The organism is Aeromonas sp. s7(2024), from assembly GCF_040907825.1.
Classification (GTDB): Bacteria; Pseudomonadota; Gammaproteobacteria; order Enterobacterales; family Aeromonadaceae; genus Aeromonas; species Aeromonas veronii.
This window is the reverse complement of the sequence record NZ_JBFOCM010000031.1, coordinates 1-18969: the sequence shown is the minus strand read 5'-3', so window position 1 is coordinate 18969 and position 18969 is coordinate 1. Positions and strand designations below refer to the sequence as shown.

The 18969-nt window shown below is 58.8% G+C and carries 13 protein-coding genes; 4 read left to right on the top strand and 9 right to left on the bottom strand.

Annotated elements, in window-relative coordinates:
- Positions 1–3 precede the first annotated feature (3 nt).
- Genes AB5Y73_RS13485 through AB5Y73_RS13465 form a run of 5 tightly spaced genes read right to left on the bottom strand, consistent with a single transcriptional unit; the run spans position 4 to position 4802 of the window.
- Positions 4–1455 (bottom strand): VWA domain-containing protein, encoded by a 1452-nt coding sequence (locus AB5Y73_RS13485; protein ID WP_107682918.1) that lies wholly within the window; start codon positions 1453–1455, stop codon positions 4–6.
- Entirely contained in the window at positions 1446–2438 is a 993-nt protein-coding gene (locus AB5Y73_RS13480) for a VWA domain-containing protein (protein WP_279499604.1), read from the bottom strand. Before AB5Y73_RS13480 ends, AB5Y73_RS13485 begins: the two co-directional genes overlap by 10 nt.
- Positions 2435–2974, bottom strand: a complete 540-nt coding sequence (locus AB5Y73_RS13475) for a DUF4381 family protein (RefSeq protein WP_107682920.1) — start codon at positions 2972–2974, stop codon at positions 2435–2437. The genes AB5Y73_RS13480 and AB5Y73_RS13475 overlap by 4 nt, the downstream gene beginning before the upstream one ends.
- Positions 2959–3861 (bottom strand): DUF58 domain-containing protein, encoded by a 903-nt coding sequence (locus AB5Y73_RS13470; protein ID WP_107682921.1) that lies wholly within the window; start codon positions 3859–3861, stop codon positions 2959–2961. Before AB5Y73_RS13470 ends, AB5Y73_RS13475 begins: the two co-directional genes overlap by 16 nt.
- Positions 3852–4802, bottom strand: coding sequence for a MoxR family ATPase (locus AB5Y73_RS13465; RefSeq protein ID WP_107682922.1), 951 nt, complete (start codon positions 4800–4802; stop codon positions 3852–3854). The genes AB5Y73_RS13470 and AB5Y73_RS13465 overlap by 10 nt, the downstream gene beginning before the upstream one ends.
- A 182-nt stretch (positions 4803–4984) precedes the next feature.
- On the opposite strand from AB5Y73_RS13465, the gene fadI reads away from it, so the two are divergent.
- Positions 4985–6295: an acetyl-CoA C-acyltransferase FadI gene (gene fadI, locus AB5Y73_RS13460; protein ID WP_019445115.1), complete on the top strand. Its 1311-nt coding sequence runs from the start codon at positions 4985–4987 to the stop codon at positions 6293–6295.
- The gene (gene fadJ, locus AB5Y73_RS13455) at positions 6295–8442 is read left to right on the top strand and encodes a fatty acid oxidation complex subunit alpha FadJ (protein WP_107683129.1); all 2148 of its coding nucleotides are present in this window, start codon (positions 6295–6297) and stop codon (positions 8440–8442) included. Before fadI ends, fadJ begins: the two co-directional genes overlap by 1 nt.
- A gap of 168 nt (positions 8443–8610) precedes the next feature.
- Here fadJ and AB5Y73_RS13450 read toward each other — a convergent pair whose 3' ends face one another.
- The 4 genes from AB5Y73_RS13450 to AB5Y73_RS13435 all read right to left on the bottom strand — a co-directional run bounded on the left by AB5Y73_RS13450 (position 8611) and on the right by AB5Y73_RS13435 (position 15866).
- The gene (locus AB5Y73_RS13450) at positions 8611–10131 is read right to left on the bottom strand and encodes a SpoVR family protein (RefSeq protein ID WP_005333227.1); all 1521 of its coding nucleotides are present in this window, start codon (positions 10129–10131) and stop codon (positions 8611–8613) included.
- A gap of 9 nt (positions 10132–10140) precedes the next feature.
- A complete protein-coding gene (locus tag AB5Y73_RS13445; RefSeq protein WP_107682923.1) occupies positions 10141–11412 on the bottom strand; it encodes a YeaH/YhbH family protein in 1272 nt (423 codons plus the stop codon).
- Positions 11413–11435: 23 nt separating this feature from the next.
- The gene (locus AB5Y73_RS13440; RefSeq protein WP_005333223.1) at positions 11436–13358 is read right to left on the bottom strand and encodes a PrkA family serine protein kinase; all 1923 of its coding nucleotides are present in this window, start codon (positions 13356–13358) and stop codon (positions 11436–11438) included.
- Positions 13359–13952: 594 nt separating this feature from the next.
- Complete coding sequence (locus AB5Y73_RS13435) at positions 13953–15866, bottom strand: ATP-dependent DNA helicase RecQ (protein WP_107682924.1); 1914 nt, start codon at positions 15864–15866, stop codon at positions 13953–13955.
- A 355-nt stretch (positions 15867–16221) separates the two neighbouring features.
- Here AB5Y73_RS13435 and sstT point away from each other — a divergent pair, with 355 nt between their 5' ends.
- Together sstT and AB5Y73_RS13425 are read left to right on the top strand one after the other, a co-directional pair.
- Entirely contained in the window at positions 16222–17472 is a 1251-nt protein-coding gene (sstT, locus tag AB5Y73_RS13430) for a serine/threonine transporter SstT (RefSeq protein ID WP_005360370.1), read from the top strand.
- A gap of 207 nt (positions 17473–17679) precedes the next feature.
- The gene (locus AB5Y73_RS13425) at positions 17680–18672 is read left to right on the top strand and encodes a hypothetical protein (RefSeq protein ID WP_021230165.1); all 993 of its coding nucleotides are present in this window, start codon (positions 17680–17682) and stop codon (positions 18670–18672) included.
- Positions 18673–18969 lie beyond the last annotated feature (297 nt).

The following is an 18969-nucleotide window of genomic DNA, read 5'->3' as shown; positions in this document are numbered from 1 at the left end:
GCGTCACCAGGGCTCCTCCACTTTGATCAGGTCCCGGCGCAGCGCCTCTTTGCGCAGCCGCTGTTCCAGCAGCAATACGGGTGGCGAGGGAGGCAGGGGCATTGCCGTCGCCTGCTGAGCAGCCGATGGTTCGGGTTGCTTGCTGTTGCTGGTATCGGGAGCAGCCGCCGCTGCGCCCTGTAACAGAGAGAGGTTATAGAGCGCATCTTCATGGCCGGGTTCAAGTGCCAGAGCGGCCAGATAGGCCTCTTTGGCGGCCGCAAACTCCCCCAGTTGCAGCAGGGCATTGCCGCGGTTGTAGTGGGCGGTGGCGCTCGCCACTTCCTGATAGGCTGCGATGGCTTGCCGGTAGGCTCCGGCCCGATACCAGGCGTTGCCGCGCCAGACTGGATCGTTGAAGGTATGGGCAGCCCGCTGAAAATCCCCTTCTTGATAAGCCTGCATCGCTTGCAGATCTCCCTTCTCTGCGGCTTGCAGATCTTGCGGCGCAAGCAGCTGAGCTCCCACCATCAGCGCTATCATCAACCGGGCGCCGACTCTGGCCAGCAAGGCCAGTGGTAACAAGGGGATCAGCAACCAGGGGCCAAGATCCAGTGGTGCCGGGGTGAGGGCCGAGGTCGTGGTGGGGAGGGGGGCAAAGCGGGGGACGTCGTTGCCAAGCCACTGCAGCTCACCACCGAGGCGATTGGCCAGGGCGGCAATAGCCTGACTATCGGGGGCGGGCAACTGCGCGGGCATACGGGTGGCAAACCCCAACTCATTGGCCGGAATGGCGGGCATGGGGGCCGGTTGACCGCTGCTGGCAAGCAGAATATCGAGGCGTGCCGACTGGGTGTCGCGGCAAAGAAGGCGTTGCTGGCAGGGCCACAGGGCGGCGATTTGGGTCATCTGATTCCGGGTGAGGTCGTCGGTGACCAGCAGCAGACGCGCTTGTTCTCCAGGGGCCAGCTGCTTCATGGCAAGTTCCACCGCCCGTGCCGGGTTGCTGCCCTGCAACGGCATGATATCGGGGCGCAAGTCGGGCAGTAGCAGCGAAAGGGCTTGATGATCTCGGGTGGGCGGCATGGCGAGGTAGGCGTCACCTGCGTAGAGGATCAGCGCAATGCGCTCGCCCTTGGCGCGGCTCAGCAGCTGCTGTAATTGCCATCTGACCCGGGTTGCCCGATCCGGTTTGAGATCGGTGGCGGTCATCGAGCGTGACAAGTCCAGTAGCCAGATATCTAGCGGTGCTGCAGGCTGCTGTTGCAGCTCACCGCGCAGTGCCGGTCCACTCAGGGCCAAAATGACGGGCAGGGTTGCCAGCCAGAGCCAGGGACGTTGAGGACGGGATGCTGGCAGCAGATAAGCCTGCATCGCAGGTGCGAGCAGCGGGGACTGGCGACGACGGTGCCACCCTTGCCAGAGCCAGGGGATGAGTGCGATCAGCCACAGGGGGCGGAGCAAGATCAGCTCCATCTGCGCGCGCCTCGTGCCAGCCAGTTACGCACCATGCGAAACTCCAGTCTGCCGTGTCCTGATGGCAGAAGCAGCAAGCCACAAAGCAGTGCCAACGGCCAGGGGTAGAGCTCGATCACCGGCTGGTACTGGGCAATCGGCATGGGGGCAGGTTCAAGGGCATTGAGAGTCACGTTGATGGCATCGAGATCGCTCTGGGTGCGTGCCCGAAAGTAACGCCCTTGGCCTGTCTGTGCCAGCTCTTTCAGGAGCGGCTCGTCAAGTTCGCTGCTGGGATCGGTCTGACCGCTGCCTGCCTCATCATAGGGTTGGATAAAGGTATCGGGATCGGCCCCGACCCCCAGCGTGTAGATCCGTATTCCCTGCGCTGCGGCGAGTTTGGCCTCCTGCAGCGGGTCGGCATTGCCTGCGGTATTGCGGCCATCAGTGACCAGCAGCAGGGCGGTGGGGCGACCAGGATCCCCATGCTGACGTGCCAGCTGGATCGCCTCGCCAAGGGCGGTGGTTCGGCCGACCAGATCAAAATCGAGCTCGTCGCTCAAGGTCAACAGCGCCGGGATCTCCTGAGTGAGGGGAGAGAGCAGATAGGCGTGATCGGCAAAGACGATGAGGCCCACCCTGTCTCCGGCCCGTTTGGCGATCAGCGCCTTGATCTGCTGGCGCACCGCCGTCAGCCGTGCTTGCTGCTCGCCGTTATCGAGCATATCAGGGGTGCGCATGCTGTCTGACAGATCCACCGCCAGCAGCAGATCCCGACTCCCCTCATATTTGATCACCGGTTCCCCCCACCACTGGGGGCGGCAGAGGGCGAGGATAAGGGCGCACCAGAGCAGCATGGCGCGCCAGAGCGGCAATCCGGCCTGAGGACGCAGCAGCGCAAACCCGGGGTGAGCCAGATAGCCGCGGCGCAGGGGCGGCAAGCCGAAGCGCACCAGCAAGGGCAGCACCAGCGCCAGCGCAAACCAGGGCCAGGCCAGGATCATGGATGCCTCCGCGCGGCTTTACGCTTCGAGCGGGGAGAGCGTTGCAAGAAGAGGGTCTGACCCCAGCGGCGATAATGTTGCCGAAGCTGTTCGCTCTGCTCGCGAGTCGGGTTCTGGTTGCCATAGAGCCAACTGCTCCAGTGAGACGAAAACTGGTTGAAATCGCTGCCGCCGTGACGATCGACGAAGGCGAGCCACGCCTCTCCCTGCAGCTGGCGCGCCTCGGACCAGCGTTGCAGTGTTTCATGACGCAGGGCCTCCTGTATGCGTGCCACCAACAGTGCGGGATCTCCCTCCAGCTGACGACACCAGCGGCGGTAACGTATCACCCTGCGGGCAATCAGGACGATCAGCAGCAGCAATAACCCTGTGATCAATAGCCACAATAGCGCCAGCACTCTGGGATCAAGACTCTGTTCAATCAGATCCGGCCCCGGGTGGATGTCTCGCATCAGGGCGGCCAGCGGCGGGGTGATAGCCTCGGAGGTGGGACTGGCGCTGTCGAGTTCGGCGGGCGAGCTCATCCCTGATGACATAACCCCTCCTGCCACTGCTGTTGCAGCGTCTGGCTGTTATCGAGCAGATAGAGGCGCTGCACCAATGGCAACAGCTGCTGCCTGCCGTGGGCCAGCTGCTGTTCGGCAGCTTGCTGGTAGCGGCGGGAGAAACCGGCATGGCCCCCATCCAGCCAGCCCTGATAGTGTTGCCCTGGCCGATCAATGGCCACTGGCAGTTGGCCATCAGAGGGAAGGGCAGCCTCGAGGGGGTCACGGATCTGCCAATAGTGAATATCGTGGCGCCGTGAAAGCAGCTGTAATTGCTGACAGAGCGCCGACTCGCAGGGTCTGTGATCGGTGATGATCGTCAGCTTGGCACCGTGAGGCAGCTTCACGCCGGACAAGGTATCGGCCAGTGATTGAGAAAACTCCCGACGGGCCAGCCCTTGCTGATAGTGATGGCAGAGGGATTCGAGCAGGGGCAGCACGCTGCCGCGCTGGCTCTGGTGATGGGGGATAAGCCCGTGGCAGATCAGGGTGTTGTGCTGCTTCTCCCCTTGCCAGATCAAGGCTGCTGCCAGCTCGCAACCCAGACGCGCCTTGAGCTGCAGGGTGGAGCCGAAATACATGGCGGGAGAGAGATCGAGCAGCAGCCAGTGCGCCTGATCGAGCTCCTCGCTATAGAGGCGGGTATAGGGACGACCGAGGCGCGCCGTCACTCGCCAGTCGATATGGCGTACCTCGTCACCAGCCTGATAGGCGCGCAGCTCCCGAAACGTGAGTCCGGGAGAGCGGCCCGGTTTGCCGCGTTCGCTGCTGCTTCTGCCTGCGTGAGGTGGCTTCTTGGCCTTGGCCCAGAGCCGGATATTGAGCAGCCGTGGCAGTGACATGGCGATGTCGGGATGCAGACCGGGTTCTAGGGACATGGCACCTGATCCAGCAGTTGGGCGATCAGGATATCGTTATCCAGATTGTCGGCCAGTGCCTGATAGCTGGGAATAAGGCGGTGGCGCAGCACCGGATAGGCTTGCAGCTGGATATCTTCCGGCAGCACATAATCACGTCCGGCGAGCCAGGCTCGGGCGCGGGCGGAGCGAGCCAGCCCCAACGTTGCGCGGGGGCTGGCCCCCACGGCAATCAATGGCTCAAGGGCAGGGCAAAGGCCACTGCCTGGGCGGGTGGCGCAGACCAGCTCCACCAGATAGTGCTCCAGTCGGCTTTGCATGGTCACCGCCAGCACTTCGCTGCGGGCACGTTGCAAGCTGGTCTGGCTCAGGGTCACCGGCGCCGCACCAAGCTGTTCACCGCTGGCGTTGAGCTGGAGGATGGCCAGCTCCATGGCGGGGCTCGGGTAGTCCACCAGCAGCTTGAGCAAGAAGCGATCGAGCTGGGCCTCCGGCAGGGGATAGGTCCCCTCCTGCTCGATGGGGTTCTGGGTGGCGGCGACCATAAAGAGGGGTGGCAGCCGCCAGCTCTTTTTGCCCACGGTGATCTGGTGTTCGGCCATGGCCTCCAGCAGCGCTGATTGCACCTTGGCCGGCGCCCGGTTGATCTCGTCCGCCAGCACCAGATGGTTGAAGAGGGGGCCTGGCTGGAAAACAAAACTGGCATCCTGCGGGTGAAACACCTCGCTGCCGGTGAGATCGGCAGGAAGCAGGTCGGGGGTAAACTGGATACGGGCAAAGCGCCCTTCGACGGCGCCGGCAAGCGCCTTGACGGCGCGGGTTTTGGCCAGCCCGGGAGCCCCTTCGATTAACACATGTCCTTCACATAACAGGGCAATCAGGAGCCCTTCTACTAGCTCCTCCTGCCCCAGGATCTGACTGCCAAGATAGTCCCTAAGTGCTCTGAACTCGGCCGCTGCCATGTGATAAACCCGTTGTTTTTATGGAAGTTGATCTTTTTATACTCCAGTTGCTCCCCAAGGGCGAGCAAAGGGGCCTTGCCGTGCTTAATTTAGTTTCAATCAGCTGTATGAAACTTGTGATTGGATTGTTAAGATGTGGCGCAATGAGGTCAGACCTCTGCCTTTTAAACCAAGGAGCCAGGATGAAACAGCCATTGAAACTGACGACTCGCCAGGGCGAACGGATTGCCGTCGTGGCGGGGCTGCGTACCCCCTTTGCCAAGCAGGCCACCGCCTTTCATGGCGTGCCTGCAGTCGATCTCGGCAAACTGGTGGTGAGCGAGATGCTTGCCCGTACCGATCTCGACCCCAAGCTTATCGACCAGCTGGTGTTTGGTCAGGTGGTACAGATGCCGGAAGCCCCCAACATTGCCCGCGAGATCGTGCTCGGTACCGGCATGAGCGTCAATACCGATGCCTATAGCGTCTCCCGCGCCTGCGCCACCAGCTTTCAGGCGGTGGCCAACGTCACCGAATCCATCATGGCCGGTACGGTAGACATCGCCATCGCCGGTGGTGCGGATTCCTCCTCCGTGCTCCCTATCGGAGTGAGCAAGAAGCTGGCCCGCGCCCTGGTGGATCTCAACAAGGCGCGCAATCTGCAGCAGCGCTTCAATATTCTTCGTCAGTTGCGGGTCAAGGATCTGCTGCCGGTACCGCCTGCTGTGGCGGAATATTCGACCGGTCTCTCCATGGGACAGACCGCTGAGCAGATGGCCAAGAGTCACCAGATCAGCCGCGAGGCGCAAGATGCGCTGGCTCATCGCTCCCACACCCTGGCCGCGCAGGCTTGGGCTGATGGCAAGCTGAGCGGCGAGGTGTTTACTGCCCATGTACCGCCTTACAAGTCACCGCTGGAGCGGGACAACAATATCCGTGAAAGCTCGGATCTGGCGAGCTACGCCAAGCTCAAGCCGGTGTTTGACCGGGTTCATGGCACAGTGACGGCGGCCAACGCCACCCCGCTGACCGATGGCGCCGCCGCCGTGCTGCTGATGCGGGAAGGTCGGGCGAAAGAGCTTGGCCTCGAACCGCTTGGCTATATCCGCAGCTTCGCCTTCTCGGCCATCGATGTGTGGCAAGACATGCTGATGGGGCCCTCCTACGCTACGCCGCTGGCGCTGGACAGAGCTGGTATCACGCTCGGTGATCTGACCCTGATCGACATGCACGAAGCCTTTGCCGCCCAGACTCTGGCCAACCTCAAGATGTTTGCCAGCCACGATTTTGCCCGTGACAAGCTGGGCCGCGATCAGGCCATCGGCGAGGTGGACATGGAGAAGTTCAACGTCCTCGGTGGTTCGCTGGCCTATGGCCACCCCTTTGCCGCGACCGGTGCGCGGATGATCACCCAGACCCTGCACGAGCTGCGTCGTCGCGGCGGGGGATTGGGGCTCAACACCGCTTGTGCAGCGGGTGGATTGGGCGTGGCTATGGTGTTGGAGGTTGAATGATGAGCGCTAAGACTTTTTCCCTGGATGTTCGCAAAGATGGCATCGGCATCCTCACCATGGATGTGCCGGGTGAGAGCATGAATACCCTGAAGGCCGCCTTTGTGGAGGAGATCCGCACCGTGCTGGCCGAAGTGAAACGCAACAAGGATTTGATCGGTCTGGTGATCACCTCCGGCAAGAAGGACTCCTTCATCGCCGGTGCTGATATCACCATGCTGGCCGCCTGCACCAGTGCCAAGGATGCCGAGACCCTGTCACGAGAAGGGCAGGAGATCTTTGCCGAGATCGAGGGGCTGACCATTCCGGTGATCGCCGCCATTCACGGCCCCTGCCTCGGTGGCGGGCTGGAGCTGGCGCTGGCCTGTCATGGTCGGGTGGTGACCGATCACGGTAAAACCGTGCTGGGATTGCCGGAAGTGCAGCTCGGTCTGCTGCCGGGCTCTGGCGGTACCCAGCGTCTGCCACGTCTCATCGGGGTGGCCAAGGCACTGGATCTGATGCTGACCGGCAAGCAGGTGCGGGCCAAACAGGCCAAGAAATTGGGGCTGGTGGACGATGTGGTGCCCCCTTCCATCCTGTTGGATGCCGCTATCAAGCTGGCCAAGAAGGGCAAACCGCGCCATCAGTTGAAACGGGATCTGCAGGGCAAGGTGCTGGAGACCAACAAGTTGGGTCGCAAGGTGCTGTTCGATCAGGCCAGCAAGGGGGTGAAAGCCAAGACCCGTGGCAACTACCCGGCGCCGGAGCGGATCCTGGATGTTGTGCGCATCGGCGTGGAGGAGGGGATGAAGGCCGGTCTGGCCGCTGAATCCCGCCACTTTGGCGAGCTGGTGATGACTGCTGAGTCTGCCGCCCTGCGTTCCATCTTCTTTGCCACCACTGAGATGAAGAAAGAGGTCACCTATCAGGGGGCCGAGCCGCGCAAGGTGGCCCATGCCGCCGTGCTGGGCGGTGGTCTGATGGGGGGCGGCATTGCGTTCGTCACCGCTACCAAGGCGGGAGTGCCGGTGCGGATCAAGGATGTGGCAAGTAGTGGCATCGGTAATGCCATGCGCTATAGCTATGACATTCTGGCCAAGAAGCTCAAGCGCCGTCACATCCTGCGCAGCGAGCTGGAAAAGCAGATGAGCCTGTTGACCGGCACCCTCGACTACTCCGGTTTTCACCGGGTGGACATGGTGGTGGAGGCGGTGTTTGAAGATCTCAATCTCAAACACCAGATGGTGAAGGACGTGGAGCGTGAGTGCGGTGAGCACACAGTGTTTGCCTCCAACACCTCATCCCTGCCCATCAACCAGATTGCGGCAGAGGCGGCGCACCCGGAGCGAGTCGTGGGGCTGCACTACTTCAGCCCGGTGGACAAGATGCCGCTGGCGGAGATCATCCCCCACGCTGGCACCAGTGCCGAGACGGTCGCTACCACCCTGGCTTTTGCCCGTGCCCAGGGCAAAACGCCCATCGTGGTGAAGGACGAAGCCGGTTTCTACGTCAACCGCATCCTGGCGCCCTACATGAATGAGGCGGCGCGACTGGTGCTGGAAGGGGAGCCGGTGGAGGTGCTGGATAGCGCGCTGCTGGACTTTGGCTTCCCGGTTGGCCCCATCACCTTGCTGGACGAGGTGGGGATCGATGTGGGCGCCAAGATCTCCCCCATCCTTGAGAAAGAGCTGGGCGGCGAGCAGTTCCAGGCGCCCAAGGCGTTCGACAAACTGCTGCAAAATGATCGCAAGGGACGCAAGAACGGCAAGGGCTTCTACCTCTATGGCAAGGCGGCACCGCGCAACAAGCTGACTGGCAAAGAGGGCAAGAAGACGGTGGACGAGAGCGTCTATGGCGTGCTCGGCATCAAGCCTTCTGCCAAGCTGGCCCGTCAGGAGATCGCCGAGCGCTGCGTGTTGCTGATGCTCAACGAAGCGGCCATGGCGTTGGATAGTGGTGTGGTGGCGTCGGCCCGTGATGGCGATATCGGCGCCATCTTCGGCATCGGTTTCCCGCCTTTCCTTGGCGGCCCGTTCCGTTATATGGACACGCTCGGGATCGATCATCTGGTTGGCCGTCTGGAGTATTACCAGAAGCGCCACGGCGACCGGTTCGCCCCCTGTGCCCGTCTCAAGGCGATGGCCGCAGAGCAGCAGACCTTCTACTGATAACCGCTGCAGAGTGACCGCAAGGCAAAGAGGCCCGCACCCCATGCGGGCCTCTTTCTATATTGTGGTTTGTTCGGGTTATTCAGGTGGTGCTGCGATGATGCAGGCAGAGGCGAAGGCCGAAAAAATGGCCCACCGAAGTGGGCCGTAGATATATCTGATCACGGGTCAGATCCCAGGTTTGCGCTCCGGGCAGCGGCCGATGATATCTGCAGGTAGATCGCCGTTATCCTGTTCCAGCACCACGTCAAATCCCCACAGTTGGTGCAGGTGCTTGAGCACCTCATGGCGTGAGTCGCCAAGGGGTATGCGGTTGTGGGGCACATAGCGCAGGGTGAGGGAGCGATCCCCCTTCACGGCAACGTTGTAGACCTGAATATTGGGTTCCAGATTGCTGAGGTTGTATTGGGCCGACAGGGTATTGCGCACCTGACGGTACCCCTCGTCATTGTGGATAGCGGAGACCTTCAGATAGTTCTTCAGATCGTCGTCATCAATGGCGAACAGCTTCATATCCCGCATCACTTTTGGGCTTAAGAACTGGCTGATAAAGCTCTCATCCTTGAAGTTCTGCATGGCAAAGTGGAGGGTTTCGACCCAGTTGCTGCCAGCATAGTCGGGGAACCAGTATCTATCTTCCTCGGTCGGGTTCTCGCAGATGCGGCGCAGGTCGGTAAACATGGCAAACCCCAGCGCATAGGGGTTGATCCCCGAGTAGTAGCGGCTGTTGTAAGCCGGTTGATAGACCACGTTGGTGTGGCTGTGCAGCACCTCCATCATGAAGCGATCGCTCAACTTGCCCTCGTCATAGAGGTGATTGAGGATGGTGTAGTGCCAGAAGGTGGCCCACCCCTCGTTCATCACCTGGGTCTGCTTTTGTGGATAGAAATACTGACTTATCTTGCGCACGATGCGCACCACTTCCCGCTGCCAGGGCTCCAGCAAGGGGGCATTCTTCTCGATGAAGTAGAGAATGTTCTCCTGGGGCTCTGCGGGGTAGCGCCTGTCCTCCACGCCAGCCGCTTTATGCTGTTTGGGCAGGGTTCGCCACAGCTCGTTGACCTGAGTCTGCAGATAATCTTCCCGCGCCTTCTGACGCCTCTTCTCCTCGGCCATCGAGATCTTCTGGGGACGCTTGTAGCGATCCACCCCGAAGTTCATCAGGGCATGGCAGGAGTCGAGCAGCTGCTCCACTGCCTCGATGCCATGCTTCTCTTCACACTGGGTGATGTAGTTCTTGGCGAACAGCAGGTAGTCGATGATGGAGGAGGCATCGGTCCAGGCCTTGAACAGGTAGTTGTTTTTGAAGAAGGAGTTGTGGCCGTAGCAGGCGTGTGCCATCACCAGCGCCTGCATCGGCATGGTGTTCTCCTCCATCAGGTAGGCGATGCAGGGATCCGAGTTGATGACGATCTCGTAAGCCAGCCCCATCTGGCCGCGCTTGTAGTTGCGCTCGGTATGGATAAAGCGCTTGCCGAACGACCAGTGTTGATAGCCGATGGGCATGCCGACGCTGGAGTAGGCATCCATCATCTGTTCGGCGGTGATCACCTCGATCTGGTTGGGGTAGGTATCCAGCTTGTAGAAACGGGCGACCCGGGCGATCTCCTGGTGATAGGTCTCCAGCAGATCGAAGTTCCAGTCTGGTCCGTCATCCAGTGGCGCTACACGTTTTTCTGTTTCGATCATGTGACCTCCTCACGCCGCTTGTTTCTTGAACAGCTCGCGGAACACCGGATAGATATCCTCGACCTTGCGAATGTGCTCCATCGCAAAGTGGGGGAACTGGCTGGCTACTGATTCATATTCGTGCCACAGGGTCTGGTGGGCACGGGTGGTGATCTCGATGTAGGAGTAGTACCTCACCCTTGGCATGATGTCCCGCGCCAAGATCTCCCGGCATTGCGGCGAGTCATCGGCCCAGTTGTCACCATCCGACGCCTGCGCCGCATAGATGTTCCACTGGTTGGCGGGGTAACGCTCGTTGATGATGTCGTTCATCATCTTGAGGGCGCTGGAGACGATGGTGCCGCCAGTCTCCTGGGAGTAGAAGAACTCGTGCTCGTCCACCTCCTTGGCCTGGGTATGGTGGCGGATATAGACCACTTCTACGTTCTTGTAAGTCCGGCTCAGGAACAGATAGAGCAGGATATAGAAACGCTTGGCCATCTCCTTGGTGGCCTGATCCATGGAGCCCGAGACGTCCATCAGGCAGAACATCACCGCCTGGCTGGAGGGGACGGGCCGTTTGACGAAGTTGTTGAACTTGAGATCGAAGGTGTCGATAAACGGCACCGCATCGATCCGTCGTTTCAGCTCCCTGATCTCCTTCTCGAGCAGGGCGATTTCGGCAAAGTGCTCGTTGGGATCGTTGGCCAGCAGAGCCAGCCGCTCTTCCAGTTCATGCAGTTGGCGTTTCTTGCCTGCTTGCAGCGCCATGCGCCGCGCCAGCGAATTTTGCAGGGAACGCACCACGTTGATGTTGGCGGGCACCCCGTTTGAGGTGTAGCCCGCCCGATAGGTTTTGACCTCCATCAGCTGATTGAGCTGGGTTTTCTGCAGCCTGGGCAACTCCAGATCTTCAAACAGCAGATCGAGATACTCATCCTTGGAGATCTGGAACACGAAATCATCGGCCCCTTCACCCTGATTGGATGCCTGCCCCTCGCCGGAACCCTGTCCACCGCCCCCTCCTTTGGGGCGGTCAATCTTGTCGCCGGAGACGAACTGATCATTGCCGGGATGCACCATCTCCCGTTTACCGCCGTGCCCCTGATGAAAATGGGGCTCGCCGATATCCTTGGTCGGGATGCTGATGCTCTCGCCCTTGTCTACGTCCTGAATGCTGCGCTTGGAGACAGCATCCGAGACCGCTTGTTTTATCTGCTTCTTGTAGCGGCGGATAAAGCGCTGCCGATTGACAGCGCTTTTGTTTTTGCCGTTGAGCCTGCGGTCGATAAAATGCGCCATAACTCCCCCTTGAACAGTCAGGGTCAGGATGACTTGCGTACCCTGAGATACCATTCGGAGAGCAGTCGCACCTGTTTGCGGGTGTAGCCTTTCTCCATCATCCGTTCGACAAAGTTATCGTGCTTCTTCTGCTCCTCGGCCGAGGTTTTGCTGTTGAAGGAGATAACCGGCAGCAGCTCTTCCGTGTTGGAGAACATCTTCTTCTCGATCACGGTGCGCAGCTTCTCGTAACTGGTCCAGTTGGGGTTACGGCCTGCATTGTTGGCCCGGGCACGCAGCACGAAGTTGACGATTTCGTTGCGGAAATCTTTCGGGTTGCTGATCCCGGCAGGTTTTTCAATTTTCTCCAGCTCGCTGTTGAGGGACGCTCTGTCAAACAGCTGGCCGGTTTCGGGGTCACGGTACTCCTGATCCTGGATCCAGAAGTCGGCGTAGGTGACGTAGCGATCAAAGATGTTCTGACCGTACTCGGAGTAGGACTCGAGATAGGCGGTCTGGATCTCCTTGCCGATGAACTCCACATAGCGCGGGGTCAGATAGCCCTTGATGAACTCAAGGTAGCGATCGTGCAGCTCTTGCGGGAACTGTTCGCGCTCGATCTGCTGCTCCAGCACATAGAAGAGGTGCACCGGGTTGGCGGCCACTTCCGCGTGGTCGAAGTTGAAGACGCGGGAGAGGATCTTGAACGCAAAGCGGGTAGAGAGACCATTCATCCCCTCGTCCACACCGGCGTAGTCGCGATACTCCTGATAGCTCTTCGCCTTCGGATCGGTGTCCTTCAGACTTTCGCCATCATAGACCCGCATCTTGGAGTAGATGCTGGAGTTTTCCGGCTCTTTCAGCCGTGACAACACAGAGAACTGGCCCAGCAGCTCGAGGGTGCCCGGGGCGCATTTGGCCTCGGTCAATTCGCTGTTGATCAGCAGTTTCTCGTAGATCTTCACCTCTTCGGAGACGCGCAGGCAGTAAGGCACCTTGACGATGTAGACCCGGTCGAGGAAGGCCTCGTTGTTCTTGTTGTTGCGGAACTGCTGCCACTCGGATTCGTTGGAGTGAGCGAGCAAGATGCCGTCAAAGGGGAGGGCTGAGAGCCCTTCGGTACCGTTGTAGTTACCCTCCTGAGTTGCAGTTAGCAGCGGGTGCAGCACCTTGATCGGCGCCTTGAACATCTCCACAAACTCCATCACCCCCTGGTTCGCTTTACACAGCGCACCTGAGTAGGAGTAAGCATCGGCGTCATCCTGGGCGAAGTGCTCCAGCATGCGGATGTCGACCTTGCCGACCAGTGAGGAGATATCCTGGTTGTTGTCATCGCCCGGTTCCGTTTTGGCGATGGCAATCTGATCGAGGATGGAGGGGTTGACCTTCTCCACCTTGAACTTGGTGATGTCGCCGCCAAATTCATGCAGGCGTTTGGCCACCCAGGGGGACATGATGGGACGCAAGTAGCGGCGCGGGATGCCGTACTCTTTTTCCAGGATCTCCCCATCCTCTTCGATATCGAACAGGCAGAAGGGGTGATCGTTGACCGGTGAGCCCTTGATGCGATAGATGGGCACCTTCTGCATCAGGGATTTGAGTTTCTCTGCCAGCGAGGATTTACCGCCGCCAACGGGGCCCAGCAGATAGAGGATCTGTTTCTTCTCCTCCAGCCCTTGGGCGGAGTGTTTGAGGTAGGAGACGATCTGTTCGATGGCCTCTTCCATCCCGTAGAAATCCTTGAAGGCGGGATAGCGTGCCACTACGCGGTTGGAGAAGAGTCGGCTCAGTCTGGGGTTGGCTGAGGTGTCTACCATCTCCGGCTCACCGATGGCGGTCAGCAGACGTTCGGCTGCGGAGGCGTAGCAGGCTTTGTCCTGCTTACACATATCCAGGAACTCCTGGATGGTATATTCCTCTTCTCTCGCTTTTTCATATCGCTGTTGGTAATGCTCGAATATGCCCATAACTTTGCCCTCGTTATAGTCGCTTACCCTGAAAAAAGTGGATGACTGCTTTTGTGTTGTGCGCTTTTAAAGCCTAGTCAACAGACTCCAGTAATCCATCACGGTTGATAGGTTAAATTCTGAAGAAACCTGCCCGATCCTTGTGCGGGGAGGGTCAGTCAACAACACCGCTATGTTACTGACTGTTAAATTATTTTTGCCACGATAGTGAGGTAAATGTCAAAGACATAAAAAATAAATGTTTATGGGAAACAGGGAACTTATTGCGAAAAGATTAAGGGGTTTGACGAAAGGCAATGGGGCTGCGGGTTGGCGGGGTTATGGATGAGAATGTCATTACGTGAACGTTAACGTAAATCACTTTGTTTGGAGTTTTGGCTCTAATTTTTACATTGACGCTACATTTTGAGTGCCCTAGATTGGCGATGTGTGAGCAGCAAGATGCTTTAGCAAGAGAGTTGACTGTTGCCTCACCAAGCTCTGTTTAAGCACGTTTCCGTTGGCTTGACCCTCGCAACCGCGAGGGTCTTCTTTTTCTGCGTCTGTAAACGCTTGTTTCTGCTGGTGGCTATTGAAGCCACCAGCACTCATCTATCAAGGGTAGGCTTGTTGCACTGCCGCCAGGACGCGGGCAAACGGGTGGGCGGCCAACTGGCCTGCGCCCGCCAGCGATTTGGCCTTGACCCGGCTGGTCAGCGGTGTGGTGATGCCGCACAGGAAACGGGCCAGAACACGCGCATCCACCGAACCTGTCTTGGCAATCAGCGGATCGCACCAGGCGCGGATCCCCGCCTCGTTTGGCATGGTCAGTGAGGGTAGGGGAGGAAGATGTGCCACCTCGCCGCGACAAACCGAACAGTGGCCACAATGAACCGGCGCCACCTCATCGGCAAAATAGCGGGCGAGGCGGTGGCTCAGGCACTCACTTGAGGTGAAAAAGTCGAGCATGGCTTGCAGTCTGGCCAGCTCACTCTGTTCTTTTTGCAGGAACAGGGCGTGCAGGACTTTTGCTTCCTGCTCGTTGTCCCACCCCTGACGGGTGATCCGGTAGACCTCGGTCATCTGTTTGCTTTCAAGCTCGATCCAGCCTTGCTGCTGCAGGTAGTCGAGCGCCGCAACGGCCCGCTGCCGCTCCCCCTGATAGCCCTGCCAGAGGGCGTCAAAGTCCATGGTGCACCAGCTGCGCGCTTGTGGAGCGCAGGCGAACAGCTGCTCCAGAAACTGGCGGCGATCCGTATTGAAGCGGCTCACTATCTCGCCTTTATCCAGCACAAACTTGAAGCGGTAGTCGGCGTAGTAGCTGTAGGCCGGGGTGATGATGCCTGCCATCTCCAGATAGACCAGCAGGGTTTTAAGGGGCAACTGGCGGATATTGGTGTCGTTGGAGAGGCGCAGCAGGGTGAATTCCCACTCGCTCCCGCTCTGCTTGATGATGGCAAGGAGCTGGAGGATGGCACTCAAATCCGGCGTATCGCCGTAGACGAAGTTCTCCAGCACCGGCAGCTGGCTCTGGTTGGCCAGCACGATACAGCGCGATGGCTGGCCATCCCGTCCGGCGCGGCCAATCTCCTGGCTGTAGTTCTCGATAGATTTGGGCAGATCGTAGTGAATGACCCGCCGGATATCCGCTTTGTCGATCCCCATGCCAAAGGCGATGGTGGCGACGATGCAGTCCACCTTGCCCGCCATGAAGTCGTGCTGGATCTGACTGCGCAGCGCCGAGTCGAGTCCGGCATGATAGGCGCGGGCGTTGATCCCTTCTCTAATGAGGTGCTCGGCACAGGCTTCGGCGGTGTGTTGCAAGGTGACGTAGACGATGGTGGGGGCCGTCGGATCGTTGGCCAACTCCTGCGCGAGCCAGCTATCCCGCGCGTCGGGCGACAGGGGAATGACGGCCAGATCAAGATTGGGGCGATAGAAACCGGTGACCACGACCCCCTCCGGCGCGATGCCGAATTTGGTCTGCATATCCTGAATCACCGCCGGTGTGGCGGTGGCCGTCAGCAGCAACACCTGTGGGATCTTCAGGTCATGGCGATAGCTCGGCAGCTTGAGGTAGTCGGGGCGAAAGTTGTGGCCCCACTCCGAGATACAGTGCGCCTCATCGACGACCATCAGCGAGAGCGGCACTTGCTGGATAAAGCGGCGAAAGCGCTCATTCTTGAGTCGCTCCACCGAGATCATCAGGATCTTGAGCTGTCCATCCAGCGCCTGCTGCATCACTCGTCGGCTCTCCTCCGGGCTCTGGCTTGAGTCGAGGGTAGCAGCGCTTATTCCCTTGCTTTTAAGGAAGGCGAGTTGATCGTGCATCAGCGCCAGCAGCGGCGAGATCACCAGGGTCAGGTGAGGCAGGGCGAGGGCAGGCAGTTGATAACAGAGGGACTTGCCGGAGCCGGTGGGAAAGATGGCGGCGGCACTCTGACCAGCCAGCACCCGGCTGATCACCGCCTCCTGACCTGGCCTGAGTGCGGAGAAACCAAAATATTGGTTGAGCAGGGATGTGATCATGGCAAGGCTCCGCAGCAAATGGGGGATGATAGCACAGCGATTCCGGTCATGGATGACACAGGAATGGTCGTGAGGGTGAGGGCAGAGAGTGTCGATAAAACGTACAAAAATGGGTGGTTGCGCTGTGGTTAAGGTTTTGTTGCGGTTTTTTGTGATGGAAACGGGATATTTTTTGGTGAGTCTCTGGAAAAAAAAGATGGCGAATGGGATATTCCGTCATGCAATCCGGTGACTGGCGGATCGGCCCGACAGAAGGCTGGCCACAGACACCACATTCGGGCGACAGGGGTCTTCCGATGAGTGGTTGCAGACAGGACTCATGATTCATGCACTACGGTGCTTAGGGACTTTTTTGATGACACAACAACACCCCCTCCTTCGGCTGGTCAATAGCACCAGTCTGGTCAGCCAGATCCTGGTTGGTCTGGTATTCGGTATCTTGCTGGCTCTGTTTGCCCCCGAGTGGGCGAAAACGGCAGGTCTGCTCGGCAGTCTGTTTGTTGGTGCACTGAAAGCGGTAGCCCCGCTGCTGGTATTCGTACTGGTGATGGCGGCCATCATTGGTCACAAGCAGGGTCAGAAGACCAATATTCGCCCGCTGCTGGCGCTCTACCTCTTTGGTACTTTCTCTGCGGCTGTGGTCGCGGTGATTGCCAGCTTCCTGTTCCCCTCCAACCTCCATCTGGTGGCCAATACTGCCGAGATCACCCCGCCAGGCGGGATCACCGAGGTGCTGCAGACCCTGCTGTTCAACGTGGTGACCAACCCGGTCAAGGCGCTGATGGATGCCAACTATATCGGGATCTTGGCGTGGGCCATCGGTCTGGGTATCGCCATGCGCCATGCCAACGAGAGCACCAAGGCGCTGATCACTGACCTGTCTCACGGTGTCTCCGCCATCGTGAAAGCGGTGATCCGCTGTGCCCCGCTCGGGATCCTGGGTCTGGTTGCCTCCACTCTGGCAGAGACCGGCTTCGATGCCCTGTTTGGCTATGCTCAACTGCTGGTGGTGCTGATCGGCTGCATGCTGTTTATCGCCTTTGTGGTCAACCCATTGATCGTCTTCTGGAAGATCAAGCGCAACCCCTATCCGCTGGTGCTGACTTGCCTCAAAGAGAGCGGTGTGACCGCCTTCTTTACCCGCAGCTCTGCCGCCAACATCCCGGTCAACATGGCGCTGTGTGAAAAACTGCGCCTGCCCAAAGATACCTACGCTGTCTCCATCCCGCTGGGTGCCACCATCAACATGGCGGGTGCGGCCATCACCATCACTGTGCTCGCCATGGCGGCGGTACATACCCTGGGGATGGAAGTGGACATGGCAACGGCCGTGCTGCTCTCTGTGGTAGCTACCGTCAGTGCCTGTGGCGCGTCCGGTGTAGCCGGTGGCTCCTTGCTGCTGATCCCGCTGGCGTGCAGCCTGTTTGGTATCAGCAACGACATCGCCATGCAGGTGGTGGCCGTCGGCTTTATCATCGGCGTGTTGCAGGATTCTGCCGAGACAGCGCTGAACAGCTCCACCGACGTGCTGTTCACCGCTGCAGCTTGCATGGCCGAAGATGAAACCCTGCTGGAACCTTCCGCGCTGCCCAGCAGCGAGGCGTGAGCCGGTAGCTCGATTTTTCGATTCAGCCCCTCTCTGTGAGGGGCTTTTTATATCAGCGGGCCTAAATGTGTTGAGGAGAGGAGTGCGCAAGAAAACATTCATTTTGATGAAATGTTTGGTTACAAATAGCCGACAGACAGTGCGGGTGCTGCCCCGTTAAAATAGCTGCGGAATAATAAGGTTCAGGCTAAAAAACGAGATTAAATAATGAAAAAAACTACGCTTTCGTGGGCAATTATTGGTGCATTAGGTTTGGTTGGTTGCGGTGGTGGTGGCGGAGATAGTGGTGGTGGTGGTACCACGCCACCGGAGCCGCAACCGAGGGCGCTGCCGGTGGCTGGCGTCTATCTCCCCGTCCTGATGGACGCTCAGGGGCAGTTAATCAACCGTCCGGTCAACGACAGTTATCGTGCGGTCGGTCTTGTCTATCCGGCGTCCACAGAGGGCACGGGTTGGGCGATGAACATTGCTGAGAAAAGAAGTGCCACAGTCAGCACTTATACCTTCCCTCAAGGCTTCTCTTCTCTGAATAAAGGTGAGGGTTACCCACTGACGTTGTCGTTGCTGGTGAACAAAAGCCAACCCAGTACCTTCGACTCGGCTGAGCAAAAGTCCAATACCAATGTCGATGGGTTGGTCAAGGTGGCGTCTGTACCAGATACGGCGGGAAGCAGCCAGTCACTCTGGGTACTCGATTATCGACCCGTCAAAGCCAAAATCGATTCTGCACTCACTATTCAGAATTGGGGCGGCCAAGTGGCATTGCAGCCGATGGTCACTGCGCCTATCAACGCGGACTCCTGGTACAACCTTGGGGAGAGTGCACTGTTTCAAGATTTCAAAACCGAGCGCAGCAACAATGGTTTGGGGATCAAGCTGACCATCCTGTTTAAAGAAGGGTGTTCTGTAAGCGGTGAGACAGAGGCCAACACTCAAGGTTTGAACAAGCTGACGTTGACTGGTTGGAACAATCGGTCATGCAGTTTCAATACCTTGACAGGGCCTGCTGATATCAAAGAGGGAAAAATTTATGAGGGGCTCTGGGAAAAAAGGATGCGCGAATTTGCCGATCGCAACGCCAGTGTCACTGCATATCTGACCATGAAACCGGGTAGCAATGGTCAGAAAGACACCCTGGTGCTCGGTATTCCGGAAATCACCGGTATCACGCCGTTCCTGTTGGAAGCGCAACCACTCTAATCAGCCAGAGATAGTGCGTGTTTATCAAGAGATGCCAGTCGCTTACCCGACTGGCATTTTTGTTGGTCGAGGTTCGGTGCGAAGCCCTGAAACATCATGATGTGGTTGCCGGATAAGGGTTGTTTCCTTGGTTGTTGTGTGAGTTCAGGTGCTGTGGCTGCAATAACTGCGTGATGAGTGGCAAGACTATTCAGGACGGGACATCCCGTTCACCCGCTCCGCCAACGCATTCTGGTAACAGTCATACCCATCCGTCATCGAGCATTTCACCCCGTACCGTTCATGTAATGACTGATA

Bases quoted from the DNA above. Each gene is read 5' to 3' on its own strand.
- AB5Y73_RS13465 (WP_107682922.1), bottom strand. From the start codon at position 4,802: ATGGCAGCGGCCGAGTTCAGAGCACTTAGGGACTATCTTGGCAGTCAG.
- fadJ (WP_107683129.1), top strand. From the start codon at position 6,295: ATGAGCGCTAAGACTTTTTCCCTGGATGTTCGCAAAGATGGCATCGGC.
- AB5Y73_RS13470 (WP_107682921.1), bottom strand. From the start codon at position 3,861: ATGTCCCTAGAACCCGGTCTGCATCCCGACATCGCCATGTCACTGCCA.
- AB5Y73_RS13425 (WP_021230165.1), top strand. From the start codon at position 17,680: ATGAAAAAAACTACGCTTTCGTGGGCAATTATTGGTGCATTAGGTTTG.
- AB5Y73_RS13475 (WP_107682920.1), bottom strand. From the start codon at position 2,974: ATGTCATCAGGGATGAGCTCGCCCGCCGAACTCGACAGCGCCAGTCCC.
- fadI (WP_019445115.1), top strand. From the start codon at position 4,985: ATGAAACAGCCATTGAAACTGACGACTCGCCAGGGCGAACGGATTGCC.
- AB5Y73_RS13435 (WP_107682924.1), bottom strand. From the start codon at position 15,866: ATGATCACATCCCTGCTCAACCAATATTTTGGTTTCTCCGCACTCAGG.
- AB5Y73_RS13440 (WP_005333223.1), bottom strand. From the start codon at position 13,358: ATGGGCATATTCGAGCATTACCAACAGCGATATGAAAAAGCGAGAGAA.
- AB5Y73_RS13445 (WP_107682923.1), bottom strand. From the start codon at position 11,412: ATGGCGCATTTTATCGACCGCAGGCTCAACGGCAAAAACAAAAGCGCT.
- AB5Y73_RS13485 (WP_107682918.1), bottom strand. From the start codon at position 1,455: ATGGAGCTGATCTTGCTCCGCCCCCTGTGGCTGATCGCACTCATCCCC.
- AB5Y73_RS13480 (WP_279499604.1), bottom strand. From the start codon at position 2,438: ATGATCCTGGCCTGGCCCTGGTTTGCGCTGGCGCTGGTGCTGCCCTTG.
- sstT (WP_005360370.1), top strand. From the start codon at position 16,222: ATGACACAACAACACCCCCTCCTTCGGCTGGTCAATAGCACCAGTCTG.
- AB5Y73_RS13450 (WP_005333227.1), bottom strand. From the start codon at position 10,131: ATGATCGAAACAGAAAAACGTGTAGCGCCACTGGATGACGGACCAGAC.